Raw genomic sequence first — 24,707 nt, 5'->3', positions numbered from 1 at the left:
CACTCCTCTAGTCAAACCAAACTGTCTGGTTTGACCGTAGGGCAGGTCCGACACCGAGTCAAACCGAACAGTTTGGTATGATCACGGCATGACCTCCCCCACCGGCGCCGACACGGCGGAGTCGACCCGCGGCCGGATCGTCGCCGCGGCCACGGCCGAGTTCGCCCGGTACGGAATCGCCGGCGCCCGCATCGAGCGCATCGCCAAGGCCGCGAAGACGAGCAAGGAGCGCGTCTACGCCTACTTCCGAGGCAAGGAGGAGCTCTACCGCTTCGTCTCCGGCCGCGAACTCGCCGCGGTCGCGGAGGCCACCCGCATGGACCCTGCGGACCTGCCCGGCTACGCGGGCCGCATCCACGACTACTTCACCGCCCACCCCGAGCGGCACCGGCTGATGACCTGGGGCCAGCTGGAACTCGGCCCGGACAGCGCTCCGGACGACGACCCCGTCCGCCAGACCATGGCCCACAAGGCCGAGCAACTGCGCGCCGCACAGGAAGCGGGACGACTCGACCCCGGCTGGGATCCCCTCGACGTCCTCGTTCTTGTCCACCAGATCGCCACCTCTTGGGTCAACCAGCCCGACCTCGCCGCCGGTGTTCCCCCGCAAGAACGGACGGCGCACCTGGCGCCCCGACGCGCCGCTGTTGTTGCCGCCGTCCAACGCCTCTTCCCCGCAGCTCAGGCGTCACCGGGCGAGGAGCGCTAACCGCCCGGCGAAGGTGGGTGCCACGCGGGACTTCCGCCCCACCGCCCCGGCCCGGATCGAGTTCAGCACGCACCGGCCACAGCGACGGACCTGCGCGGTTCGCCAGGGCCCTCGGCATCCCCCCGGGCCTCAGGCTGCTGTTCGGCATCGGCTTCGGCACCGCCGAACAGGACGTCGCGCGTGAAGTGCATGAGCTGCGGCGCGAAGCCACCGAACTCTTTCGCGGCGCCCAAGGGCTTCTTCGAGTCGGGCAGGATGTCTCCCTTGCGGTGTGCTCCACGCTTGCCGGAATCTGCTCAGGCGGTGCGGCGGGCGGTGGCCATCCACGTAGCAGCCACGGCGGCGGCCAGGCCGATGACAGCGGCAAGAACGAGGCTCAGACGCAGGCCGTGCTGGAAGCCGGCGGGTGCGGAGATCAGGGCGCCGAAGACGGCCACCGCCAGGGCGCCGCCGATCTGCCGGCTGGTGTTGAAGACGCCGCTGGCGGTGCCGGTCTGTTCGGCAGGCACATGCTCCAGCAGGACAGCCGTGGTCGCGGGCATCACCAGCGGTCCGGCCAGCCCGACCGGGATCAGCAGCAGGGCGCTGGACCACACTGGGGCAGAGGCCGGGATCAGGGCGAGCGCGAGGGCTCCCGCCGCCATCAGAACCAGGCCGCAGATGACCGGCAGGCGCGGGCCGGTGCGTTCGGTGATACGGGACGAGAACGGGGTCAGGCAGGCGCTGAGGATCATCATCGGCAGGAACGCGATCCCGGCGCCGAGCGCGGACAGGCCGTGCTGCTGCTGGAAGTCGAGGCTGAAGACGAACGGCAGCCCGTAGAAGCCGACCATGAACGCGAATCCGATGCCGGTGGCGACAACGACCGTGCGTGAGCGGAACAGTGACAGCGGCACCATCGGGTGGGCCACCTTGGCCTGCGCCGTGAGGAAGGCCGCCAGGGCCAGTACGGCCACCAGCAGGGACACGATCACCTGCGGGGCGGTGAATCCGGCCTCTCCGGCTTCGATCGCGCCGAACGTGAGGCCGCCCATGGCGAGGATGCCGGTGATCTGGCCGATCCAGTCGAATGGCGCCGGGCGGGTCGGGGATGCCTCGCCACGGGCGAGCCACAGAGTCAGCAGACCGACCGGCAGGTTGATGAAGAAGATCATCCGCCAGGAGACGAGGCTCAGCACGCCGCCCAGGACCGGGCCGGCCGCTGCGGCAACGGCGCCCCCCATCGCCCACACCCCGACCGCGCGGGCCCGCTTGCCGGCATCGGGGAAAGCGTGACGTACCAGTGCCATCGAGGTGGGCATGGTGACTGCCGCGCCGATGCCCTGCACCACGCGGGCAGCGATCAGCAGCGGCAGTGACGGGGCCAGGCCGCACGCCACCGACGCCACGACGAACAGGGCCAGTCCGGCCGCGAATGCCTTGCGGGCCCCGATCCGGTCCGACAGGGCCCCGGCCGACAGCAGCAGCGCGGCGAACATCAGCGTGTAGCCGTCGACCACCCACTGCAGGCCCGTGATCCCGCCTCCGAGCGCGTCGCGGATGGAGGGCAGAGCCACGTTCACGATCGTCGCGTCCAGTGTGATCACGAAGAAGCCGAGTACGGCGGCGGCCAGCGTCGCCCTTGCATGCCGCTCCTCACCCGCAGTGTCGGGGTGCGGCGCGCGGCGCCAGGATGCGGTCACAGTCATGACGCGGTGTGATCCCTTCTCGACGGTGTGCCGGTCCGTCTCTGCCGGCCGGCGACTCATCCACGGAACCATGCGCTGCCTCTGACCTGGGAGTCCTTGTCAGGAGGGGTACTGGCACTGCCCCTCGCACGTCGTCGGCGCCTACCTTTGAGGCGTGCCGTACGACACCGTCCGCGAGGACATCCGCAACTTCCTCACCAGCCGTCGCGCCCGCCTGACCCCACAAGCGGCCGGTCTGCCCGACTTCGGCGGACGCCGCCAGGTCTCCGGGCTACGCCGTTCGGAAGTCGCCCAGCTCGCCTCGATCAGCGTCGAGTACTACACCCGCCTCGAGCGCGGACACGTCGGCGGCGTCTCCGAGGACATCCTCAACAGCCTCGCCACCGCCCTGCGCCTGGACGAGGTCGAACGCGCCCACCTCGCCGCCCTCGTACGAGCCGCCAACACCCCCCACCACACCGGCGGCCGCGACGGCGGCGCCTCTCACGTGCGCGCCAGCCTGCAACAGGTCCTGGACGCCATGACCGGGGCAGCCGCCTTCGTCCGCAACGCACACCTCGACGTCCTGGCTACCAACGCCCTCGCCCGCGCCTTGTACGCCGAAGCGCTCGACACCACCGAGCAACCGCCCAATCTGGCGCGCTTCGTCTTCTGTGACCCGCGCGCCCGCCGCTTCTACCGCGACTGGGAACGCATCGCCCACGACGCCGTCGGTAGCCTGCGCACCGAAGCCGCACGCACACCCGCTGACACCGAGCTCGCCGGCCTCATCGACGAACTCGCCACCAGAAGCCCAGAGTTCACGGTCCGCTGGGACGCCCACGATGTCGAGTACTACCGCAGCGGCCGGCAGCGCTTCCACCACCAGAGCGTCGGCGACCTCGATCTCGACTACGACGCCTTGGAGGTCCCCGCCGACCCAGGCCTGACCATCGTCACCTACACGCTCGCCGCCGCGTCCCCGCACACCACGGCGTTCTCCCGGCTATGTCAGCCCGATTGACTTGCTCCTCGGGCTGAAGCCCGAGGATTCTGGCCTTCTCGATCGTTGCTGTGCCGCTACGCGGCACAAGGTTCGGTCGGGAATCCGTGGCTTCCTGGTTCTTCGCGCTGTGCCAGAACGGATTCTGGTCTTACCGGCGCTCCGCAGGCCGATACCGCCAGTCCGGCGGCCGTCTTCACATTGATCGCGGCGTTGGTGTCCCGGTCGTGGACCGTACCGCAGGCGGTACAGGTCCACTCCCGGACGTTGAGGGGTTTGGGTCCATCCTTCACGCCGCAGGTGGAGCAGGTCTGGGAGGTCGGTTCGAACCGGCCGATCTTGACCAGCGTCCGACCGTACCGCTCCGCCTTGTACGCCAGCATGGTGATAAACGATGACCAGCCGGCGTCGTGGACGGACTTGGCCAGTTTGGTGCGCGCCAGTCCTGCCACCGACAGGTCTTCCACGGCGATCCCTTGGTTCTCGCAGATCAGTCGCGTGGAGAGCTGGTGGTGGAACTCGCGGCGTGCGTCGGTGACCTTGGCGTGGGCGCGGGCGACCCGCAGGCGGTCCTTGGCCCGGTTCTTGCTTCCTTTCTGTTTGCGGGACAGCTCGCGTTGGGCCTTCTTCAGTTTCTTCTCCGCGCGGCGCAGGAACCGTGGGGAGTCGATTTTCGTGCCGTCGGACAGGACCGCGAAGTGGGTGAGGCCGAGGTCGATGCCGATGGTGCCCTCGGTTGCGGGCATCCGCGCCTGGTCGGCGGCGGGGTCGGTATCGACGACGAAGGAGGCGAAGTACCGCCCGGCCGCGTCCTGGACGACGGTGACCGAGGTAGGGGTGGCGGGCAGCGTGCGGGACCACTTCACCTTCACCGCACCGATCTTCGGCAGGTTCAGACGGCCGCTGCCGGTGATGCCCCAACGGGCATTCGCGGTGAACCGGATCGACTGCTGCGTGTCCTTGCGGGACTTGAACCGCGGAGGGCCGATCCTCGGTCCCTTGCGTGTGCCCTTGAGGGAGGCGAAGAAGTTGCGGTACGCCTTTTCGGCGTCCCGCAGTGACTGCTGGAGCACCACGGCGGAGACCTCACCCAGCCAGGACCGCTCGTCTGCCCGCTTGGCTTCGGTGATCAGGCGCGTGGACAGCTCACCGGCCGTCGGGAACGGCCGTCCGGCCTTACGGGCGTCTTCCCGGGCGCGGACCGCGTCGTTGAACACGACACGGGCACACCCGAACGCCCGGGCCAGCGTGGCCTGCTGAGCGGCGTCGGGGTACAACCTGAAGGCGTACCGGAGCTGCATGACGATCACACTAGGCAAGTCGAACCCACGTCGTCACCGGGAACATACGAGCGATCCATCACCGTCACGAAGCAGAGTCCGGCTCCGCCGGAACGCCACCGCGACGCTCCGCGTCGCAACCAGAGAAGACTGGTCTGTGTGGCACTGGCGGGACGCTTGGGAGGGACGACCAGTTGGTTGAGGCGGACCGTGAGCATGACGCGCACTTCGCCGTCCGGGACGAGCGGGCGCCGAGGGCGCCGCGGTGGCTGTGGTGGCTGCCGTGGCTGTGGAACAGGCGCATGCCCAAGGTGTCCTGAGCCGCATCGTGGCTTTCCTGGCTTTCAGACAGCGGCGGGCAGCGGCTGTTCGGCCCAAATCGTCTTGCCGTCGGCTGTGTAGCGGGTCCCCCAGCGTTGGGCCATCCCCGCGACCAGGAACAGACCGCGGCCGCCCTCCTCCGTGCTCGAAGCACGTCGCAGGTGTGGAGACGTGCTGCTGGTGTCCGAGACCTCACAGATCAGAGTGTGTTCGCGGATGAGGCGCAGTCTGATGGGGCCGGAGGCGTGCCTGATGGCGTTGGTGACGAGCTCACTGACGATCAGCTCGGTGGTGAAAGCGGCCTCTTGTACGCCCCAGACTTTCAGTTGACTGACGGTCCTCTCCCGCGCCTCGTGGACGGCGGACGGCTCGGCGGGCACGTCCCAAGCGGCAACGGAGTCGGAACTCAGTGCGTGGGTGCGTGCGATGAGGAAGGCGACGTCGTCAGAGGGACGGTCGGGCAGCAGGATTCTGACCATGGTGTCGCAGATCTCGTCCAAGGGTCGGTCGGGGTGGGCCAGGGCGAAGAACAGGCGCTCGAATCCGACGTCGATGTCGCGGTCGCTCGCTTCGATCAGGCCGTCGGTGTACAGCGCGATGATGCTTCCCTCCTCGACCGGGATCTCTGCCGACTCGAAGGGCAAGCCACCCAGCCCCAGGGGTGGCCCTGCGGGGACGTCGGGGAACTCGACTGGCGCGTCGAGGTGGGCGATCGCGGGGGTGGGGTGTCCGGCTCGGGCCATGGTGACGGTGCGGGCGATCGGGTCGTAGACGGCATAGACGCAGCTGGCGCCGATGACGACGGGCCCGTGGGATGTGGCTTCCGCCTCGTCGGAGAGGCGCACCACGAGGTCGTCGACTTTGGTCAGGAGTTCGTCCGGGGGGAGGTCGAGGTCTGCGAGGGTCTGAACGGCGGCCCGGAGGCGTGCCATGCTGGCCGCGGCGTGGATGCCGTGTCCGACGACATCGCCCACGACGAGGGCTACTCGGGCGCCCGAGAGTGGAATGACGTCGAACCAGTCGCCGCCGACGCCCACTTCGGCGTCAGCCGGCAGGTATCGGTACGCGGCTTCGACGGCGCTGAGATCGGGCAGGTCCTGCGGCAGCAGGCTCTGTTGCAAGGTCAGTGCTGCCTGCTGCTGGCGTGTGTAGCGCCTGGCGTTGTCGACGCACACGGCGGCTCGGCCCACGAGGTCTTCGACGAGGAGGAGGTCGTCCTGGTCGAACGGGTGGGGATTCCTCCAGCGCAGCAGGGTGATGACGCCCATAGTGATGCCGCGTGCCCGTACCGGCACGACCAGCTGTGTGTGCACGCCGAGCCGGGTCAGTTTTGTCCAGCGCAGTGGGTCTTTCCTGAGCCAGGGCGTCGACGGGCTGACTGCCTCGAGGGTTGGCTGTCCCGTGGCCAGGGAGCGTCGTTGGGGCGAGTCCGTGGGGTAGGTGGGCGTTGCGCCGATCTCGACAGCAACTTCGGGGAGATCTTCCTGGATCGAGAGGTGGGCAATTCGGCACAGGGTGTCAGAGCACTCGGCGGATCTCGGTGTGAGGTCCATCGGCGTATGGACACTTTCGAGCAGGTCGATGGTGACGAAGTCCGCGACGTAGGGCACCACGACCTCGGCAAGTTCGTGCACCGTACGGTCCAGGTCCAGCGTGGTGCCGATGTGCTCACTGGCCCTGTTGAGCAGGGTCAGCCGTTCGCGCGCCGGATCCTGGCCCTTGAAGTCGAGGACGGCGTGACAGACCCCGAGCAGGTTGCCGTCTGCGCCGCTCAAGGGAAAGGACGAGCGAAGCCTGACGTGACCGCCGTCTTCCCGGCCGGACACCCGGACGGGCGCTATGTTCTCCAGAGTCACCGGTGCCTGCCCTGACTTCAGTACCTGCTTGGCCTGGCGTGCAACGATCGGCGATGGTTCCGCGCCGGCGGCCGGACTGGTGGCGGCGCCACTCACCTCCTCGTCCAGGTGGGCCATCGCAGGGTTCACCCACTGGTACCGCAGGTCCCGGTCAAGCACGGCGACGCCGAGCGGGGAATGCTGCAGCAGGCTGTACGCGACATCCTCACGCCACTCGTCTTCTCGCAGCTCAGCGGCGTCCCGCAAAGCGACGAGCCACTCGCGATGCTCACCGAGCGCGTGAAGCCGCCATGCACGCACCGCGAGATGTACGGAGTGCCCCTCGCGGTGGAGAGCTGCGAGGAAGCCTTCCCAGCCGTTCTCCGCCCCCAGCAGCCATGACTGCGCAGCAGGCACATCACTCTCGTCGACGAGCAGGGTGGTCACGGACTGCCCCAGTGCGTCGGCCGGGGCGTACCCGAGGAGATTCTGAGCGGCCTGGTTCCAGGCCACGATGACGCCGTGCCTGTCCACCATCAGCAAGGCCGCGCTTGCCATGTCGAATGGTTTGCGCGGATCTCTGCTGCCCGCTTCACTCCTGAAGCCCATAGCGTCATCCCATCCACGGGCACGACCTACGCAAATATTGTCGCATCGGGGGGCGGAGAATGCTGGGGCGGTGAAGCCGGAACGGCCCTGATCATTGGTCCTGAGCGCGAGGGGTACAGCGCAGTCGCGTCCGTCTTGAACTGCGGCGGGTTGCGCCTGGTGACCACAGAGTTAATGCGTCAGCGAGCTCGGTGGCCGCGCTCACCGGCTGGGGTGACAGGCGGCCCCGGCCGTGTGGAAGATCCCCATCACGTGCGGGGCCTCTTGACGCCGGCCCGGGGCGCGCCACTGCTGGGCTGCTGCGGCGACGGACCTGTCTGCGCCATGACGCGCGGCGGCAGTCACCCACGTGCATGGAATTGCACCCAGGGTGACGGTCCCGGCCGGCGAACCGGTCGGGACCGTCACCCGATGAAGGATGCGCACCACCCGCAGTGTTCCTCGCTCATGGAGGAAGCCTCATGCCCAGCTCCCGCAGCGCGGTGGAGGGCGGATCGCCTTCGGAGCGTTCGGTCTTGTAGCCCTTGGTCCCCGCCGCAAGGGTGCGCGGGTCGACGGCAACGGATCCGTTTCGGGTCAGTCGGTTCATCTCGCTTTCTGATCACCGAGACCCGAGGCGCAGGCGTCCTGTCCCGATCAACCCCTCCGCTGACCTGCCCTTCACACGCGTTCCCGATCCGGAACCTGGCCCGCCTTGTCCACGACCGCGTGCCCGAGCACCGCCGTAGCGGACAGGAGCGTTCCTTTCTTCCCGTACGAGGTGTCCTGGACGAGGTAGCTGCGGGCGCCGAGGAACGTGAGGTCCTGCCGGTCGAAGGTCCACTCGGTGCGGGCGTGGAAGGTGGTGTCGGTACGGGCGATGCCGACACCGTGCCGACCTGTCACGTCGTGTGCGTCGGGGATCTTGGTAACGCCGGGGATCCTGGCTGCGGCACGGTAGAGCGCTGCGGCCGTGTCGGGCGGCATGACCCCGCCGAGCAGCGAGCCGATGCAGTCGAAGATTGCCTGGTCGCGTTCTTGCCACTCGGACTTGGGCGCCTTGGTGTACAGGTACGTGAGCAGCTTGTCGGGGTCGGTGGGCAGTGACGCCAGCCAGTGGTAGGTGGGGCGGCTGATGCCTGCCGGGGTGCCCTTGGTGTCGCCGAGTTGGGCGTTGATGGGGAGCGTCTCGCCGTCGGTCCTGGTGACGCCGAGCTTGTGCAGCGGTCCTGGCTCCTGCGCGAGCCACGTCTCGGTCTCCTGAAGCGGGCCGACCACTGCCTTGCCGCTGGTCAGATCGGCCCCGAGGGTCTTCTCTCGGGTGTACGCGAATTGGTCGTCGTGCACCTTCAGGGTCTCTCCCTTGCCCGCTGCGGCGGAGATCTGGTCGAGGAGGACGGCCGCGGGGTGCGTGGTGCGGGTGGCCGTGCTCGCGGGCGGGGTGTCGTCGCCTGTCGCGAGGACGATGCCCGCGGTGAGTATGCCGCCGAGGGCGAGCGCCGTGACCGGCACCAGGAAGACGGGGCGCAGCAGGCGCGAACGGGAGCTGCGGAGGCGGGAGTTGGGCGATCCGGGGGCGACCTGGTTGTCGCGGTCGATGCGCTGCATCAGTTGTTCCTTGTGACGGAGGTGTTGCGCGCGCGGGAGGGGTGAACGGGCCGGGGCCGGCAGCAGCCGGGCGATCTCCTCGACGTCGTCGTAGACGTTCTCCTTCTCGTTCATGCCGTCTCCTCCCGCACGGGCAGGGCCGCGAGTGCGGCTTCGCCAGTGATCTCTCCGCGAACCGTTCGCGGTTCCACATTCCGCTGCTTCATTTCGCTCGTCTGCGGCTCGTCGGCGAACCGGGCGAGCTTGGCGCGGGCCCGCGACAGGCGCGAGCGCACGGTGCCGACGGGGATGTCGAGCGCCTCGGCGGCCTGCCGGTAGTCGAGCCCCGACCACACGCACAGCGTCAGCACTTCCCGTTCGTGGCGCCTCAGCCGGTCCAGAGCGTCCTGCACCGCTGCCAGGCGGCGCGCGTCGTCGATGCGCCCGGCGACCTCGGGGGCGAAGTCGGGGACGACGGACGGCTGCCGCTGGCGGGCCAGGAACGCGAGGCGGCGACGGAGTCCGCGCCGCGTGTTCTCCGCCTTGTGCGTGGCGATGCCGAGGAGCCAGGGACGCAGGGATCCCCCGTCCTCGTGCAGCCGTTCGCGTGACCGCCATGCGGTCAGGAACGTCTCCGACATGATGTCCTCGGCGCTCGCCCAGTCGCCGGTCAGCCACAGGGCGTGCTGGTGGACGGGGCCGGCGCACTGTTCGTACAGCTCGGCGAACGCGTCGCGCTCACCGGCCCGTACGCGTCTGCGCAGATCGTTCTCTGAGTCCCTCACAGTCACTACCTCTCCGCCGCCCCGGCGGAGTTCCTGTGACCTGCGCCATGCTCGTGCGACACCGTACGTACGTCACGAGTGCAAGGCCAGACAGGGGGCGGCGCCAGCAGTGCTGCGACCGGTGTGAAGTGCAGGTGCCTGGCGGGCAGTGCCCGCGCGATCCACCTGCCGACGATCCCCCGGCTGATTCCGGGCTCCCGACGACCGCCGCGAGAGCGCGGTCGACATCACCATGGACGACGGAACGACGGAACGACGGAACGACGGGACGACGTAGGCCGATCGACAGGCTCGGGAATGTTCGGATGGTCTACCGCTGATCATGCCGTTGCTGTTGCTGGACCTCGACAACACCCTGGTCGACCGCGATGCGGCCTTCCGCGCAGCTGTCGCTGACTTTCTGGCCGAGCACGGCCTGCCCGGCTCTGACCTCACGTGGGTGGCGACCCTTGACGCCAGCGGCTATACCCCGCGGCACGAAGTCGCCGCAGCCATCAGCGACCGCTATGGCAACGCGGTGTCAACCGCCGCTATACGTGCCCTTCTCGACAATGGCCTTGCCGACCACGTCGTGCTGGCGCGCTCCGCCCGCGAGGCGCTGACGAAGGCCCAGGCCGACGGATGGACCTGTGCGATCGTCACCAACGGCCGCACCGTCCAGCAGGAAGCGAAGATCCGTAACACCGGGCTCGACCAACTCGTCCAGGGCTGGGTGGTCTCCGAGACCATCGGTCGCAGGAAGCCCGATCCGGAAATTTTCCACGCGGCAGCAGATGCCGTCAGCATGTCTCTGTCCGGCGCGTGGGTCATCGGGGATTCACCGCATGCTGACATCGCCGGCGCCGAGGCGCTCGGGCTTCCCAGTGTGTGGGTGACGGATGGCCGGCCCTGGTCCCAGGATTCCTTCCAGCCGACCCATATCGCCAAAGACGTCGCCTCCGCGATCAATCACGCCGTGCGGAATCGGGGATAAGGCACCGCCGCCTGCCGAACTCCGGTCCGATCAGGCTGACTTCTGTGCGGGGACGGCAGTCGCACGGCCCTCCGCGCCGTTCTGCGGCAGGTGCGGGGCGAACAACCCGACGCCCACCGAGTCGAGCTCGCCACCGAGTTCGTCGTGGGGAAGTCAAAAGCGTCGCCACGGCCAGGTGTTGACGCGGGACATGACGGATGCGAGTCCCTCTCTGGGCGCCGCCGGCACGTCACGCCACCACGATGGTGCGGGTGGCGTCGTCGGTCTGGAGGCGAGGTGGCGGCCGGTGCTCGCGACGACGTGGGCGGCCGGCGGGGGTAGATCACCCGCTGCGCGGGCTGGCGGACGGGCTCGGCCGAAGTGCCGCTCGGCGAGGGCGTCTTGGCCGGATTCGTGGGTCATCCAGCCGGTCACTTCCGTCAGGGGCACTGCCGGGGAGTGTCTTTGCCTCGACAGTCCCGCGTGAAGGGGCCTCGTGGAGGCCGTTCCTGCGCAGTGAGAATCGGCATTGCCAAGATCCGGACACGGGGCAAGCATTGCCCGCGCGCCCGCCCGGTGACCTGAGGCTTTTCCCGCCGGCGGGGTCCCACCCATGGCCCGTCCGTCCGGAAGGGAGCACTTTTCGTGTCACGCCGCTGGATCCTCTATCTGCTCAGCGCAGTCCCGGTCGCCGGGTCGTTGATTGTCGTCAACACCGAGCGGCCCTATGTCCTGGGTCTGCCGATGGTGGTGTTCTGGGCCGCCCTGTGGGTGGTGCTCACCACCGTGGTCATGGCGGTCGTCTACTGGCTCGACCCCGCGAACCGCGGACCCGACGAACCCGATGAACCCGATGAACTCGACGAACTCGACGAACTCGGTGGGCCCGTCGGCGACGCGGCCTCCGGCACGACCGACCGCACCGCCGAAGGAGTCGCCCGGTGAACGTCGCCCTCGCCGTCCTCGGCAGCGCATTCGTCCTCGTCCTGGTGCTCGGGCTGCTCGCCCGGCGCGGCCGCACCATGGACCTCGAACAGTGGTCCGTCGGCGGGCGTGGACTCGGCAGTCTGCTCGTGTTCCTCCTCGCCGCCGGCGAGAACTTCACCACGTACACCTTCCTCGGTGGCAGTGGTGGCGCCTACTCGATGGGCGGGCCGATGATCTACATGTTCTCGTCGATCTGCTACGTCGTCTTCTACTGGCTGGCACCGCCGATCTGGGCGTACGCCCGCCGCCACAAGCTGCTCACCGCCCCCGACCTGTATGCCCGCAAGTACCGCTCACGCGGCTTCGGTGTGCTCACCGCCGTCGTCGGTGTGGTGTCTCTCGTGCCGTACCTGGTGCTGCAGCTCAAGGGGCTCGGCATCATCGTCCACGAGTGTTCGTACGGGCGGATCTCGCAGGGTGCGGCCGTGTGGATCGGTGTCGCCGTCATCGCCGTGTACGTCACCGTGTCGGGGCTGCGCGGCACCGCCTGGAACGCGATCATCAAGGACACGTTGATGCTGGTCCTCGTGGTGGGGCTCGGCCTGTATCTGCCGATCCACTACTACGGCGGGCTCGGTGACATGTTCCAGGCCCTTTCCGCCGCCCACCCGCACTTCCTGACGCTCCCGGACCACGGGTACAGCGTCTGGTGGTACATCTCCACCAGCCTGCTGTTCGCCCTCGGCATCTGTACGTGGCCGCACATGATGCCCGGCATCCTGGCCGCCCGCAGCGCCAAGGCGCTGCGCCGCAACGCAGTGATCACCCCCGCCTATCAGATCGTCCTGGTCATGGTCCTCGTCATCGGGTTCACCGCGCTGCTCAAGGTGCCGGGCCTGGAGGACGGGGACCTCGCGCTGCTCTCGCTCGCGAAGGACGCGCTCCCGCCGTGGCTGGTCGGCCTCGTCGGGGTCGCCGGCATGCTCGCCGCACTGGTCCCCGGCGCGATGCTGCTGCAGTCCGCCGCGATGCTGATCGCGAAGAACATCTACCAGGCGGCCCGCCCCGCCACGAGCGAGCGGACCGTCGGGCGGCTCAGCCGGGTCCTGGTGCCGTTCCTCGCGCTCGTCGCCGCCGTGCTCACCTTCCGCGGGGGCGAGGCCATCGCCATGCTGCTGATCATGGCGTACGGGTTCGTCGTCCAACTGTTCCCCGTCCTCGTCGCCTCCATGTGGCGGCGCAACCCGGTCACCACCGCCGGTGCCTGGGCCGGTGTGTGCACCGGCGTCGCCATCGTCAGCTGGACGACGCTCACCGACGCGAGCACGGCGAGCCTGCTGCCCTGGGCGCCCCAGCCCATGCAGGACCTCGACGTGGGTGTCGTCGCCATGGTCGCCAACATCGTGGTACTTGCCGCCGTCAGCGTCGCCACCCGCCACCGTGCCGGAGCCCGGGACGACGCCCGTCCGGCCACCGTCCCCGTCCCGGAAGGAGCCACTTCATGACCACCGAACCCCTGGTACTCGGCGACCACCCGCTCACCCTCGACGACCTTGTCGACGTCGCCCGCCGGCACCGGCCCGTAGAACTCGGCGCGGCGGCGGAGAAAGCCATGGCGCCGAGCGCCGCATGGATCCACGACCTCACCGCCGACATGGCCGAGGGGCGTCAGGCCCGGCCCGTCTACAGCGTCAACACCGGTTTCGGCTCGCTCGCCGGACGTCAGGCGTTCGAGACCGCCGAGGACGCCGTCGAGCTGTCGCGGCGCCTTATCACCTCCAACGCCTGCGGTGTGGGCCGGCACTGCGGTGAGGACGTCGTCCGGGCCACGATGCTGATCCGGGCCTCCAGCCTGGTCCGCGGCTACTCCGGCGTCCGCCCCGATGTCGTGCGCACCCTGCTGGCCATGCTCAACTGCGGTGTCCACCCGGCGATCCCCGAGTACGGTTCGCTCGGCGCCAGCGGAGACCTCATCCCGCTCGCCCACCTCGCCCTGGTCCTCAGCCGGCCCGACGCGGACACCGACCCGGAGGAGGACAGCGGCCTGGCCCACTTCGAGGGAAACCTGCTCAGCGGGCGCGCCGCGATGGCGGCCGCGGGCATCGACCGGTTCGCCCTCGGTGCCAAGGAAGGCCTCGCCCTCACCAACGGCACGTCGTACTCCACCGCGCTGTGTGCCCTCGCCGCCGCCGACGCCCACAACCTGCTGGCCACCGCCGAAGTGACGGCCGCGATGAGTATCGAGGCCCTGCTCGGCTTCGGGGACGCGTTCTTGCCGCAGCTGCACGAGGCTCGCGGCCACGTCGGGCAGATCGCCACCGCGGCCCGGCTGCGCGAACTCCTCCAGGGCAGCGCCTTCATCGACGGCGCCGCCGACACCGACCCTGTCCGCCAGCCCCCGCAGGACGCGTACTCGCTGCGCTGTGTCCCTCAGGTTCTCGGTCCGGTGCGCGACACCCTTACCTTCGTCCGCGGCATCGTCGAGACCGAACTCAACGCCGCCACCGACAACCCCCTGATCGTCCCTGGCCTTCCGCGTTCTCTCAAGGCGGTCTCCGGCGGCAACTTCCACGCCCAGTACCTGGCGTTCGCCTCCGACTTCCTGGCCATCTGCGTCACGGAGATCGGCTCCATCGCCGAACGACGGCTCTTCCGCCTCAACGACGGCACCCTGAACCGCGGCCTGCCGGACATGCTCATCGACGGCGAGAAGGTCGGCATGGACTGCGGCTACATGCTGCCCCAGTACCTGGCCGCCGCCCTGGTCTCCGACTGCAAGACCCTCGCGCACCCCGACAGCGTCGACTCCATCCCCACCTGTTCCAACCAGGAGGACCACGTCTCCATGGCGTCCAACGCGGGCCGCCACGCCCGCCAGGTCGTCGCGAACATCGAAGCCGTCGTCGCCACCGAGTTGTTGATGGCCGCTCAGGCCCTGGAGCTGCGTCTGGCCGAGCAGGGCCGGGATGCCGAGGCCCTCGCCCCGGCGACCCGCGCCGCCGTCGACGTACTGCGCGCGACGCCGGCCACCGACGGCCGCCCCATCGACCACCTCACCCGCGACGTCGTCCTGTACCCGCGGGTGCACGCCGCCCTTGACCTCGTCCGCTCCGGGGCGGTGGTGCAGGCGGCGGACCAGGCCACTCAGATGCGTTGATCTGTACGGGAGTTGCCCGGGCAGCGACGAGCGCCCGGGCAACTCCCGTTGCTCACACGTCGAGGACCAGACGGTCCCCCTGGCAGCGCGAGACGCAGATCATCATGACGTCGCCCGCGGCCCGCTCCTCCTCGCTCAGCAGCTGGTCGCGGTGGTCGGGGACGCCGCCGAGCACCCTTGTCTCGCATGTCCCGCACACGCCTTCGCGGCACGAGGTGAGTGTCCGCACCCCGGCCTGTGACAGGGCGTCGACGATGGACTGCCCGGCCTCCACCGCGATCTGCCGTCCGTCGGCGGTCTCCACCGTGAACGGCCGGTCCTCCTGCCTTCGTCCAGGGGCCTGCGGGTCGGCGGCGAAGCGCTCGAGCGTCAGCCGCGTCTGCGGGTGGGCGGCGGCGTACGCCTCGACCGCCGAGAGCAGTCCGGCCGGACCGCACGCGTACACATGGGCCTGCGCCGCGCCCATGCCGTCCAGCTCCGCGACGAGGTCCGCGACGCCCGACTCGTCGTCGCGGTGCACGCGCACCCGGTCGCCGTACCGGGCGAGTTCGGCGGTGAACGCCATGGTCTGCGCGCTGCGCCCCAGATACAGCAACTGCCAGTCGACACCCTTGTGTTCGGCTGCGGCGAGCATCGGCAGGATCGGGGTGATGCCAATGCCGCCGGCCACGAACCGCAGCCGTGGCGCGTCCAGGTCCAGCGCGAACGCATTGCGGGGCGCGCTCACCAGCAGGGTGTCGCCCTCCCGGACACGGTCGTGCAGATACGCCGATCCACCCCGGCCCTCGCTCTCTCGCAGCACCGCGATGCGCCAGCCGGCCTCTTCGGGCGCGGAGCACAGGGAGTACTGCCGGACCAGGTCCCGGGACAGGACGACGTCGATGTGGGCTCCGGGCGTCCACGCCGGCAGCGACCGTCCCTGGCGCGCGGCCAGCACCAGAGAACGGACACCCGCCGCCTCGGAGCGCGTCTCCTTCACGGTCACGGTCAGGTAGTCCTGGACAGGCATGCTGCTTCCTCCATCTCGTCCTGGCCGGTCCGTCCGACGACGCAACGTCCCGTGCTCAGCCGCATCGTCAAAGACCGGCCGCACGGCAGCAACAGCGGTTCTCAGCAGGTGATAACGCCCGTGTCCGGTCCGCCGCCCACCGGCTTACGGTGCCTGCGCCACCCGCCGCGTCACGCGCACCGCCGTACCCAAGGAGGCCTGATGTCCGCCCCGGCCGACACTCCCGTCGCGTCCCTCCCCGAGGACCCCTACGACGACGCCCACCTCACCGACCCGTACCCGCTCTTCACACAGATGCGCGACGCCGGGCCCGCGGTATGGCTGGAGCGCTACGAGGTGCACGCCTTCACCCGGTTCGAACAGTGCCGCCAGATCCTCACCGACCACGAAACTTTCCTCTCGGGCGCCGGCGTCGGGCCACGCAACTACCACCAGGAACCCCCGTGGAAGCCGGCCGGCATCCTGGACTCCGACCCGCCGGTGCACACGCCGCTGCGGACCGCCATGTCCGGCGTCATCTCCCCGCGCACCGTCCGCACGCTGCGCGCCGCGTTCCATGCGTACGCCGAACAACTCGTCGACGAACTCCTCGACAAGCGCGAGTTCGACGCGGTGACCGAGATGGCGGAGCTGTTCCCCATCGAGGTCTTCGGCAACGCCGTCGGCATCCCCCGCGAGGGGCGCGCGGAGAACCTGCTCCCGCACGGAGCCATGAACTTCTCCGCCTTCGGACCCGAGGACGCCCGCTACGCCGCGTACTTCGCAGCGGGCGAGCACACCACCGAGTGGGTCATGGACAACTGCGCCCGAAAGAACCTGACGCCCGACGGGCTCGGCGCGAAGATCTGGGAGTACGCCGACCAAGGTGTGATCACCGGCGACGAGGCGACCCGCCTGGTGCGCGCCCTGCTGTCGGCGGGACTCGACACCACGGTCCTTGCCCTCGGCAACACCATGAAGTGCCTGTCCGCCAACCCGGCACAGTGGGCGCTGCTGCACTCGGACCCGAAGCTGACCCGGTTCGCCGTGGACGAGGCGCTGCGCCACGAGTCCCCGTTCCAGTCCTTCTTCCGTACCACCGCGCGCGAGGTCGACTTCCACGGCGTCCATCTCCCCGAGGACACCAAGATCGCCCTGTTCACCGGGGCCGCCAACCGAGACCCGCGTCGCTTCGGCGACGACGCCGACACCTACCGCATCGACCGGGACGCCTCCGGGCACCTGGCGTTCGGCTTCGGCATCCACCAGTGCGTGGGCCAGCCCATCTCGCGTCTGGAGCTGGACGTCCTGATCAGTGAACTGGCCCGCCGGGTCAAAACGGTGGAACCGGCCGGTGAACCGGTGCCGTTCCTGCACAACACGCTGCGCGGCTGGAAGCACCTGCCGGTGCGGATCACTCCCGCGTGACGCGACCGGCTCGCTCCCGCCCGATGTGACGGCTGAGCGGCAGACCGGCTGACCGGCACAGGACCATGCCGGTCAGCCGGTCTGAGGCGTGGCCCCGCCCTCCAGGATCTCCGCCAGCCGAGCGCTCGCCGCCCTCAGCCGGGCGCGGGCCTGACGCCGCCAGGCCTGTCCGCACCGCGGTTCAGGACCAGCCACAGTCAGCGCGCACACCACCTCACCCATCGCCGTCACCGGCACCGCGACGGCGACCGCTCCCTCGTTCAGCTCGCCCTGCGAGATCAGGAAGCCGCTGCTACGGATGTGTTCCATCTCCCGTGCCAGGCAAGCCCGGTCGGGGGTCCGGTCCGTGATGGCGCGCATCGGCCGGCCCAGCACACGATCGATCACCGCGGGCGGCGCGTGGGCCAGCAGGATGCGCTGACCGGCACCCGCGTACAGCGGCAGCAACTGGTTGATCCGGAACGCCATGCGCATCTCGTGCGGTGACTGGGTCTGGCGCAGACACATCGCCTGCGATCCGACCCGCACGGTCAACACCGCTGTCTCACCGGTCGCGTCCGTCAGCTCCTGCAGCAACGGATGCCCGAGCTCCACGAGGCGGGTGTGCGTCAGATGCTGGCCCGACAGCTCCAGCAGCCGCCAGCCGGGTGCATAGGTGCCCGAACGCTCCTCCACCAGGTCCAACTCACGCAGGGTGCGCAGGTACCGGTACACCGTGCTCACCGGAATCCCCGCGTCGGCCGCGATCTGTTCGACGCGCGTCTCCCCGGACTCAGCGACGCTGATGAGTACGCTCAGCCCACGCTGGAAGGACACACCCGCGCCGGACGCCGCGGGGCGCGCGGCCGGCGGCGTCTCGTGGGAATCGTGCGGGACAGCCCTGGACAAAGTCTTCTCTTCTCGGACCGGTGCGCGTGTCGGTGTGCCCTGCCGGAGGCGCCGCCAGAGTAGATCAGCGAACGCGTTCGTACGAGCCCCCGTCCACTGCGAGAGACGGCCCCTGATCAGCGGGGTGGCCTACGACCGGGGCCACCACACCTACCCCAAGGGCTCAGCCACCGCGCTGGCCGCGTCTACCGGCAGCTCATCGAGCACGCCGAGAGTTCGCTGGGCCTGCCAGAAGTGGCCAAAATGACTGGGCACGCTCCGCGTATCCGCGCCAAGTCCCTTGGGGCCCCGGCGATCACACTTGGTAGATCCGCGACGACATCCACCACGCGTACGTCACCCTCGACTGGACCGACATCTGCAGGCGACGACCGCGCACCGCACTTTGTTGAGCGTAAGGGCGGGCGATCGCCTCAGGCGATGGCCCGCTCCATGCGTCAGAGCGCCATGCGTAGCAATCAGGCCCGCGCAGCCTCACATCCGGGATCTCAGCACGTCGACCTCACAGCCCGGCGCGAAGGGGTCGAAGCCGTGCTCGATCAGCCAGCGAACTGCCAGCAGGCTTCGCAACGACCACCAGGCGTGGATCACGTCGAGGTCGATGTCGGTGCCATAGCCGGCGATGACGTCGTCGAGGTGCTCCTCGTGTCCCAGGGTGAAGGTGGCGAGGTCGTAAAGGGCGTCACCTTGGCCCGCCTCGGACCAGTCGATGATGCCGGTGACCTCGTCGCCGTCGACGAAGACGTGCGCGATCTGCAGGTCGCCGTGCGTGAACGCCGCAGTCCACGGCCGGAGCGCGGCCTCGGCGACCTGGCGGTTGCGGGTGACCAGGTCAGCGGGCAGGACACCATTCGTCACGAGCAACTCGCACTCGTCTTCGAGTTCCGCCGCCAGCGCGACGATGCTCCGGCCGGCCCGGCCTTGCAGGGGCGGCAGGGGCGCTTCGTGCAGCTTCCGGATGGCGGCGCCCGCCGCGGCCCACGCCGCCGGCGACCCGGTCGACGGCCCGCCGAGGCGCCCAAGCGTCCTACCCGGAAGTGCGGCGATCGCAAGCACGGGCGGCTTACGCCACAGGACTTCCGGGGTCGGGACCGGCGCCAATGACATCGCCTCGACCTCGACGTCGATGCGCGCCTGATCGGCGTCCACCTTCAAGAACACGTCACCGACGCGCAGAGTCGCGCGCTCGGAATGGGCAACGACGACTTTGACCTCATCCATGGGCGACCAGTATCCCGGGGATGATCGCCGACGTCGCCGGGTTTATCGCGTGCGATTACGCGGCTGACCATGCGGGAGTTGATGGTGGCGACCCTGGCGTGATGTCTGTCCACCACGAGTGCCCCACCTGCCAGGGTGCCCCGGGCGAGAAGCGTCATAACGGTGCCGGCGTGGTCCTGCGCCGCTGTGGGAGCCGACCAGCACGCAGCCCGCCGCACCATCCCCGCCCAGCTCTCCAGCACCCCGTACTACCACTACCGTGTCGCCCAGGCTCCCTGGTCGCCGCGGCGAAGGCGCAGGGCTGCCGAGGTGTCATGGCTGGCCGTGCACGCCGCTACGCCGCTACGCCGCTACGCCGTCGAAACCGAGATGTCCCGATAGGGTCACGTCCGCTGGAGTGGTGTATCGACGGCCACTCGGTGATCTCGTTTTGAGGCTATGCGGTGAGTTCGGTGGGCAGGTCGGTCTCGTCGTTTTCTGACTCGATCGGGTGGAGGCGGGCCTTGGCCAGCAGGTCGAGTCCCATGTAGCGGCGGGCTTCGGTCCATTCGTCGTTCTGTTCGGCCAGGGCCGCGCCGACCAGGCGGATCAGGGCGGTGCGGTCGGCACTCGCGCAGCCATCAGCGCAGCCGAACATCACAGTGCAGGTGTATCCGGCGGGCAAGGACGTACACCCGGGACTCCGGGGCGCTCGTTCTCCCTGATGGAGTTCGGCCAAGCCGACCCCCGCATCGGCTACGTAGACAGCCCCAGCGGGAACGCCTTCCTTCGCCAGCAGCGAAAACGGCGCCCGCGTGGAAATCGCGCGTACTCCCGAGGGCTGGGTAGCCGTGCGGGACTCCAAGGACCTCGAAATAGGTCTGACGATGACCACCAACCGCGCCTGGGTCAGCTTCATTGAGGGCCTGTCCACCGGCAGCCTCTGACGCCGGCGTCTCCGCGGGACCCCGGCGTCGGCAGAACGGTCCAAGGCCGTGATCCGGCACTCTCCACCGCCGCGGGTGCCCCGCCACCACACGAAGGGCACCAAGCCCTTGTACACCGAGGGGCGGCAAACTTGACGGCCTGGGCCGTGTGCAGCGGGCACGAGGCCGAAGAAATTCACGGAGTGCATCGGTGGATCTCAGCTCAGTGATCATCGCGGTGGCCGGCGTCGCAGGAACCCTGGGAGGATCGCTACTCACCCAACGCGGCTCCGAACGAGCGAAGCGCCGGGAAATAGAGCTCATTCGTGACCATGAAGAGATCCGCGAGAACCGTTCACTCCGACGCACCTGCTATGCGGAACTCAACCGAGACGCCAGGCAGTTCACCACCGCACTCAGCCGCCACCTGCACGTCATGCGGGAACGCGGCGTGGAGGACGCCGACAGCGAAGCACTCGACGAAGCGAAGAACGCGCACCGGGATCGATACTCCGAAGCACAGATGATCGCCCCCGAAGAAGTACTCATGCGAGCGAGCGTCGTCAACCAAGCCCTGAACAAGGTCTACGGCCAGGTCAAGCGCCTCGAACGCGGTGCCCCCGAACCAGGCGAAACGATTGAGGCTGTAGCCCAGGCCCAGTACGAGGTCTGGAACCTGCTTCGAACCATGAGAACCGCTATGCGTCACGACCTCGGTGTGTCGCTCGAACGCTGAGAGCCATAGCTCAGCTCGGCTCCGTGCAGTCTCACTTACCTGCCTCGACCAGCCACAGGCCCCACGATCAATCCCTCGAAGCGGGCTCGGGAGGCCAAGTACCTGCCCTGCGGTTGTCCTTGCGGATCGCATCCACTCTTCCTGCTTTAGCCGCGGGCGCCTCCGTCGACGCAGCATCCGTGCCGTCATCCCGCAACCCGCCGGACAGCTCGACCAGCGTCTGCAGCGGCGCAGCGCCCGAGGCCGCCCGCCCGGCTTCGACACCGACACCGACACATGCAAGGAAAGCAATGCCGTCGGGCGAGGTTCGCGGACCTGTCCCTGGGAAGCCAGCAGAACCCAGCGCAGCGGGGGACGCGAGGGCTGTGGCCGATCGCCTGCCCTTGATGGCGGGCAAGGGCGGGGCCAGGGATTAGGGGTGGTGAAAGACGGCGAGTGGGCCGTATTCAGTGGAGGCGGTATCGGCAAGTTCGGCGTGTGCGGGCAAGCGTGTGCACAGGATTGCCAGAGTGTCGGGCCAGGTTGTCACGGGGTCTGCGGGGCCCAGCAATACGCGGTCCCAGTCGTGCTCGCTGGTGGTGCCGGTGCGGTCGATGACGAATCCAAGGCAGTTCTCCGGGTCCTGGTCGAGGGTGCGGACCAGGGCTGCGACGGCTTCCTCTCGGTCGGGTTCGGGAATTTCCGTGAGCTGGAAGGTGAGCTTCTGGGTGGCGTCGTCGAGGCGTTCCACTGTTGTGGCGAGGTGTTGGTCGTAGCCCATCCAGCATGCGAACTCGACGACTCGATACCGCTCGTCGGTCAAGGCAGCGAGCAAGATGTCGGTTCCACCGACAAGTGGTTCCCGTTTCCCTTCGCGTGTCTCACCAAAGCCGAAGAGGGCGTCCGAGAGCGGATGGACGGCTGAGAGTCCGCTGATCTCCAGGCTGTTGAGCAGTACCTGGCTGGTGGCAGTGGTCAGCGATGGCTGGTACCAGGTGAAGAAGCCATCGGTCGTGGAGTTGCCTTGTGCGGTGGCTGCCGCGGAGGCGTTCTTGCCGAAGCGCTCATCGAAAATCGCCCGTGACCGCTCGTGGGCGACGCCGGGGCTGATGTAGTTCTGGTTCCGGATGTGGGCCACGAACTCGTCAGGCAGCGCGACATGGTGTCGGCGTACGTAGTGGACGAGTTCGGCGGGCCACATCCAGGTGCCGTCCGTGATCAGGGAGCCGGCGCCGGTGATCCACACGTCGTCCGCGATGACGTCGCGCTCCGCGCCCATGGCCGAGAAGATCTCGGTACTCGACTCCATGTAGCCGAGGATGCGGTCCGCGTCCCACTCGCCCGTGCTGCGGGCCGCGTCGCGCAGGGAGGGGGCGGGGTGCGTTCCCTCGCCGTGGCCGTCGAGTTCCCGGTAGAAGCCGGCTTGCTTGATCATCATCACTCCAGTTGAACCCGCGCCTAGTCGACCACAGCCAGGAAGACACGTCAGTAGCCGTTCCTGTCGATCGTAGGAGTCTGGTTGAGGCCAAGCGTGGATCCGGTACCCGCCCTGTCCGTGGGCGCGCAAACCGGTACGCCGAGTTCATTTGCCACTGTCTGGCCGAGGGGGATTTCCGGGGGTACGGCGTCGGCGCCGGACTACCACGTCGTGTACTCCAGGGAGCCGGCGGACGCGCTGGAGGTTGTTCAGGGTGGACGTGTCATACCCGACCATCGTGGTGTTCTTGCTGGAGTAAACGGGGTCGCCTGAAGCGAGTTCGAAGTCGTCAGGTTTGGCCGGAGGTGCAGGAGTCTTCGAACCCTCGCTCCGTGGCAGGTTCCAGGTGCGGCTCTTGCCCATCTGGTCGAGGGCTGCACCGTTCAAGCGCAGTGAACCGTCGAAGACCTCGCGGAATCCGCCGGCCCAGGCGGTGACCCGTGCAGCGCTGTCCGCCGGCTGAGGCCCTTGCTCTCGCAGGTTGCGATCGCGATGGGCTGGGTGACGGCGAGGTCCACGGTGACGGACTCGATGCCGCCGAGCGCGGCAGTGGCCAGGGTGGTCCCAGCGATGGTGGCGATCTCGATGGAGACGGTGACGCCGATGGTTCCGGCGAGTTCCACGATGCTCGCGGTGGCCGAGGCGGCAGCCACGGAGGATCTTGCACGTAGCCCTCGGCGGCCATGCCGGTGGTCCACCCCTGACGGCCACGCTCGTCGAACACCACAGCCGGCGCACCGCGTACGCGAGCTAGCGGACGCTCTGGCCGCCTCATGACGCCGGTGCCACGGCCGTAACGGACGCAACTCGCAGGCGTTGCTGACTGTGGGGATAATGGGGCCCATCCATTGCCCCCAGGCGCCGAGCTGCTCCAGCAAGCGGCCGGACCGGAAGGAGCGGCATGAGACAGCACAGACTGGCCACTTTGGGTGCGGCGCTGTGTACAACCGCAGCACTAGGCCTGGCAGTGCCACCTGTCGCCGCAGCCGTCCCCCATCAGTGCTCCTACCTCTCGTCGGCGTCTCGGCCCACGATTATGTTCGGGGACACCGGTGTGGGGGTAAAGCAGGCGCAGTGCTTGAGCAACACGTGGGGAGGCGAGCCGCCCAAGCTCGCCCTCGACGGGGTCTTTGACTCGGTCATGCAGAAGAAGATCGAGTGGATTCAGCGCTGCCACGGTCTCCCGGCGAGCGGCTTCATCGAGGACCGCACCTGGCAAGTGCTCTACCACCCGGCCCTGGACTGCTACGACCCCTACCCGGCCTGAACAACCGATTATCCCCGCCCCGCATGAGGGAGACGGCAACTCGCAGCACTCGTAGCAGCGTGTTCCTTCACCCGGGGTGCCGCGCCAGCCCATCAGTGGTCAGGCACTCGAATTCGAGCTTCTCCGCCACCGCATGGGCAACGGTCGACGCCCGATGTCCGACGTTCCGCCGATCAATACCACCCGCACATCGTGTACACCGACGACGCTACTGATCCCTTCGGGGCGATGCCTCAACCACCGGCTTGCTCGGTGCCGTGCCTAACCGGCAGCCCCCACACCGTCGCACCGTAGGGGCAAACGCCTGACCTGCACTGCTGGCCCCCCAATCTGCCGCGCCTAACCCAGCACTGCGGGTCTGGACCGCAAGCACGTGCAGTCCTGGCAGGTTCAGCGGCGCGCCTTCGGTCAGGCTCCGTTGACTTCCCGCCATGCTGTGATGATCGCGGCTGGGATGCGCCCGCGTTCATGCACGTCGTAGCCGTGATCACGGGCCCAGGCACGGATGGCGTTGGAGTCCATCCCACTGCTGGCACATGCGGTGACACGGGCGGGGCTCTGGCTCGGTCCGACGGGCAGCGAGGGGGTGAACGTAGCTCCTCGCGAGAGCGGGCTGTCCGGGAAGAGCGGGACGTGCAGCCGGCCGCTGAGCACGGCGACGAGGAAGGCCGTGAGCGAGCCGTCGAAGGTGAACCCCTGCAGTCCGCGGGCTTCGTTGACAGTCAGGGTCCACGGCCACCGCTAAGCATGCACGAGCTCGTCAGGCGGGCACCGGCGTCAACGTCGCGTACGGCTTCACCGCGCCCGAGAACGACAAAGCCGCCATGCAGGGCATCCACGATTCCTACGAAGCCCCCGAACGAGTGGTAGTCCCACTCGGCAGGTTGCGACTGACCCCATCCCGGACATCCGCTAGTAGGACTCCGTTAGGTTGCTCTGGTTCTTGGGTTCTGGCTGGTGGTGGGTGTTCTGGGTAGGGGGCGGTGGCAGGTGGTGCAGGTGCCGGT

At 68.6% G+C, this 24,707-nt stretch carries 20 protein-coding genes and 3 pseudogenes; 10 read left to right on the top strand and 13 right to left on the bottom strand.

Annotation, left to right across the window (positions count from 1 at the left end; translation table 11 throughout):
* Nucleotides 1-88: 88 nt before the first annotated feature.
* Nucleotides 89-709, top strand: coding sequence for a TetR/AcrR family transcriptional regulator (locus ACZ67T_RS42770; protein WP_469992036.1), 621 nt, complete (start codon nt 89-91; stop codon nt 707-709).
* A 296-nt stretch (nt 710-1,005) separates the two neighbouring features.
* Here ACZ67T_RS42770 and ACZ67T_RS42765 read toward each other — a convergent pair whose 3' ends face one another.
* Nucleotides 1,006-2,397, bottom strand: a complete 1,392-nt coding sequence (locus tag ACZ67T_RS42765; RefSeq protein WP_469992034.1) for an MFS transporter — start codon at nt 2,395-2,397, stop codon at nt 1,006-1,008.
* Nucleotides 2,398-2,551: 154 nt separating this feature from the next.
* On the opposite strand from ACZ67T_RS42765, the gene ACZ67T_RS42760 reads away from it, so the two are divergent.
* Complete coding sequence (locus tag ACZ67T_RS42760) at nt 2,552-3,400, top strand: helix-turn-helix transcriptional regulator (RefSeq protein ID WP_469992032.1); 849 nt, start codon at nt 2,552-2,554, stop codon at nt 3,398-3,400.
* A gap of 56 nt (nt 3,401-3,456) precedes the next feature.
* Here the strand turns inward: ACZ67T_RS42760 and ACZ67T_RS42755 are convergent, their stop codons facing one another.
* The 5 genes and pseudogenes from ACZ67T_RS42755 to ACZ67T_RS42735 all read right to left on the bottom strand — a co-directional run bounded on the left by ACZ67T_RS42755 (nt 3,457) and on the right by ACZ67T_RS42735 (nt 9,754).
* Nucleotides 3,457-4,680 (bottom strand): RNA-guided endonuclease InsQ/TnpB family protein, encoded by a 1,224-nt coding sequence (locus ACZ67T_RS42755; RefSeq protein ID WP_469992030.1) that lies wholly within the window; start codon nt 4,678-4,680, stop codon nt 3,457-3,459.
* A gap of 323 nt (nt 4,681-5,003) precedes the next feature.
* Complete coding sequence (locus tag ACZ67T_RS42750) at nt 5,004-7,373, bottom strand: SpoIIE family protein phosphatase (RefSeq protein ID WP_469992028.1); 2,370 nt, start codon at nt 7,371-7,373, stop codon at nt 5,004-5,006.
* 496 nt (nt 7,374-7,869) lie between these two features.
* Nucleotides 7,870-7,983 (bottom strand): annotated as a pseudogene (locus tag ACZ67T_RS42745) (DUF6009 family protein); the annotation flags it as partial.
* Nucleotides 7,984-8,084: 101 nt separating this feature from the next.
* Nucleotides 8,085-9,125: a CU044_5270 family protein gene (locus ACZ67T_RS42740; RefSeq protein ID WP_469992026.1), complete on the bottom strand. Its 1,041-nt coding sequence runs from the start codon at nt 9,123-9,125 to the stop codon at nt 8,085-8,087.
* Nucleotides 9,122-9,754: an RNA polymerase sigma factor gene (locus tag ACZ67T_RS42735; protein ID WP_469992053.1), complete on the bottom strand. Its 633-nt coding sequence runs from the start codon at nt 9,752-9,754 to the stop codon at nt 9,122-9,124. Before ACZ67T_RS42735 ends, ACZ67T_RS42740 begins: the two co-directional genes overlap by 4 nt.
* A 343-nt stretch (nt 9,755-10,097) precedes the next feature.
* Here ACZ67T_RS42735 and ACZ67T_RS42730 point away from each other — a divergent pair, with 343 nt between their 5' ends.
* From ACZ67T_RS42730 to ACZ67T_RS42715, 4 genes are all read left to right on the top strand, one after another.
* Entirely contained in the window at nt 10,098-10,748 is a 651-nt protein-coding gene (locus ACZ67T_RS42730) for an HAD family hydrolase (protein ID WP_469992024.1), read from the top strand.
* A gap of 624 nt (nt 10,749-11,372) precedes the next feature.
* Nucleotides 11,373-11,672 (top strand): DUF3311 domain-containing protein, encoded by a 300-nt coding sequence (locus ACZ67T_RS42725; protein ID WP_469992022.1) that lies wholly within the window; start codon nt 11,373-11,375, stop codon nt 11,670-11,672.
* Entirely contained in the window at nt 11,669-13,159 is a 1,491-nt protein-coding gene (locus tag ACZ67T_RS42720; protein WP_469992021.1) for a sodium:solute symporter family protein, read from the top strand. The genes ACZ67T_RS42725 and ACZ67T_RS42720 overlap by 4 nt, the downstream gene beginning before the upstream one ends.
* Complete coding sequence (locus tag ACZ67T_RS42715; RefSeq protein ID WP_469992019.1) at nt 13,156-14,811, top strand: HAL/PAL/TAL family ammonia-lyase; 1,656 nt, start codon at nt 13,156-13,158, stop codon at nt 14,809-14,811. The genes ACZ67T_RS42720 and ACZ67T_RS42715 overlap by 4 nt, the downstream gene beginning before the upstream one ends.
* A 52-nt stretch (nt 14,812-14,863) precedes the next feature.
* Here the strand turns inward: ACZ67T_RS42715 and ACZ67T_RS42710 are convergent, their stop codons facing one another.
* On the bottom strand, nt 14,864-15,820 hold the full coding sequence (locus tag ACZ67T_RS42710) for a PDR/VanB family oxidoreductase (protein WP_469992017.1): 957 nt from the start codon (nt 15,818-15,820) through the stop codon (nt 14,864-14,866).
* Nucleotides 15,821-16,021: 201 nt separating this feature from the next.
* Here ACZ67T_RS42710 and ACZ67T_RS42705 point away from each other — a divergent pair, with 201 nt between their 5' ends.
* Nucleotides 16,022-17,227, top strand: a complete 1,206-nt coding sequence (locus ACZ67T_RS42705) for a cytochrome P450 (RefSeq protein ID WP_469992015.1) — start codon at nt 16,022-16,024, stop codon at nt 17,225-17,227.
* A gap of 72 nt (nt 17,228-17,299) precedes the next feature.
* Here ACZ67T_RS42705 and ACZ67T_RS42700 read toward each other — a convergent pair whose 3' ends face one another.
* The 3 genes and pseudogenes from ACZ67T_RS42700 to ACZ67T_RS42690 form a co-directional block, all read right to left on the bottom strand.
* Nucleotides 17,300-18,115, bottom strand: coding sequence for an IclR family transcriptional regulator (locus ACZ67T_RS42700; RefSeq protein ID WP_469992014.1), 816 nt, complete (start codon nt 18,113-18,115; stop codon nt 17,300-17,302).
* Nucleotides 18,116-18,589: 474 nt separating this feature from the next.
* Nucleotides 18,590-19,336 carry a phosphotransferase family protein gene (locus tag ACZ67T_RS42695; RefSeq protein WP_469992013.1) on the bottom strand — a complete coding sequence of 249 codons (747 nt, stop codon included), beginning with the start codon at nt 19,334-19,336 and terminating at the stop codon, nt 18,590-18,592.
* A gap of 436 nt (nt 19,337-19,772) precedes the next feature.
* Nucleotides 19,773-19,940, bottom strand: a pseudogene (locus ACZ67T_RS42690) (IS256 family transposase); the annotation flags it as partial.
* A 175-nt stretch (nt 19,941-20,115) separates the two neighbouring features.
* Between ACZ67T_RS42690 and ACZ67T_RS42685 the strand changes: the two are divergent.
* Nucleotides 20,116-20,262, top strand: a pseudogene (locus ACZ67T_RS42685) (DUF397 domain-containing protein); the annotation flags it as partial.
* Nucleotides 20,263-20,452: 190 nt separating this feature from the next.
* Nucleotides 20,453-20,977, top strand: coding sequence for a hypothetical protein (locus tag ACZ67T_RS42680; protein WP_469992011.1), 525 nt, complete (start codon nt 20,453-20,455; stop codon nt 20,975-20,977).
* A 412-nt stretch (nt 20,978-21,389) separates the two neighbouring features.
* On the opposite strand, the gene ACZ67T_RS42675 is transcribed toward ACZ67T_RS42680, so the two are convergent.
* Together ACZ67T_RS42675 and ACZ67T_RS42670 are read right to left on the bottom strand one after the other, a co-directional pair.
* On the bottom strand, nt 21,390-22,394 hold the full coding sequence (locus tag ACZ67T_RS42675) for a hypothetical protein (RefSeq protein ID WP_469992010.1): 1,005 nt from the start codon (nt 22,392-22,394) through the stop codon (nt 21,390-21,392).
* A 422-nt stretch (nt 22,395-22,816) separates the two neighbouring features.
* Nucleotides 22,817-23,086 (bottom strand): hypothetical protein, encoded by a 270-nt coding sequence (locus ACZ67T_RS42670; protein WP_469992008.1) that lies wholly within the window; start codon nt 23,084-23,086, stop codon nt 22,817-22,819.
* A gap of 248 nt (nt 23,087-23,334) precedes the next feature.
* Between ACZ67T_RS42670 and ACZ67T_RS42665 the strand changes: the two genes are divergently transcribed.
* Nucleotides 23,335-23,700 (top strand): peptidoglycan-binding domain-containing protein, encoded by a 366-nt coding sequence (locus ACZ67T_RS42665; protein ID WP_469992006.1) that lies wholly within the window; start codon nt 23,335-23,337, stop codon nt 23,698-23,700.
* Nucleotides 23,701-24,108: 408 nt separating this feature from the next.
* Here the strand turns inward: ACZ67T_RS42665 and ACZ67T_RS42660 are convergent, their stop codons facing one another.
* A complete protein-coding gene (locus tag ACZ67T_RS42660; RefSeq protein ID WP_469992004.1) occupies nt 24,109-24,222 on the bottom strand; it encodes an Lsr2 family DNA-binding protein in 114 nt (37 codons plus the stop codon).
* Between the last annotated feature and the right edge of the window lie 485 nt (nt 24,223-24,707).

The organism is Streptomyces sp. NPDC107517 (assembly GCF_055582645.1).
The sequence above is the reverse complement of the archived record's forward strand: the minus strand, read 5'-3'. Positions and strand labels throughout refer to the sequence as shown.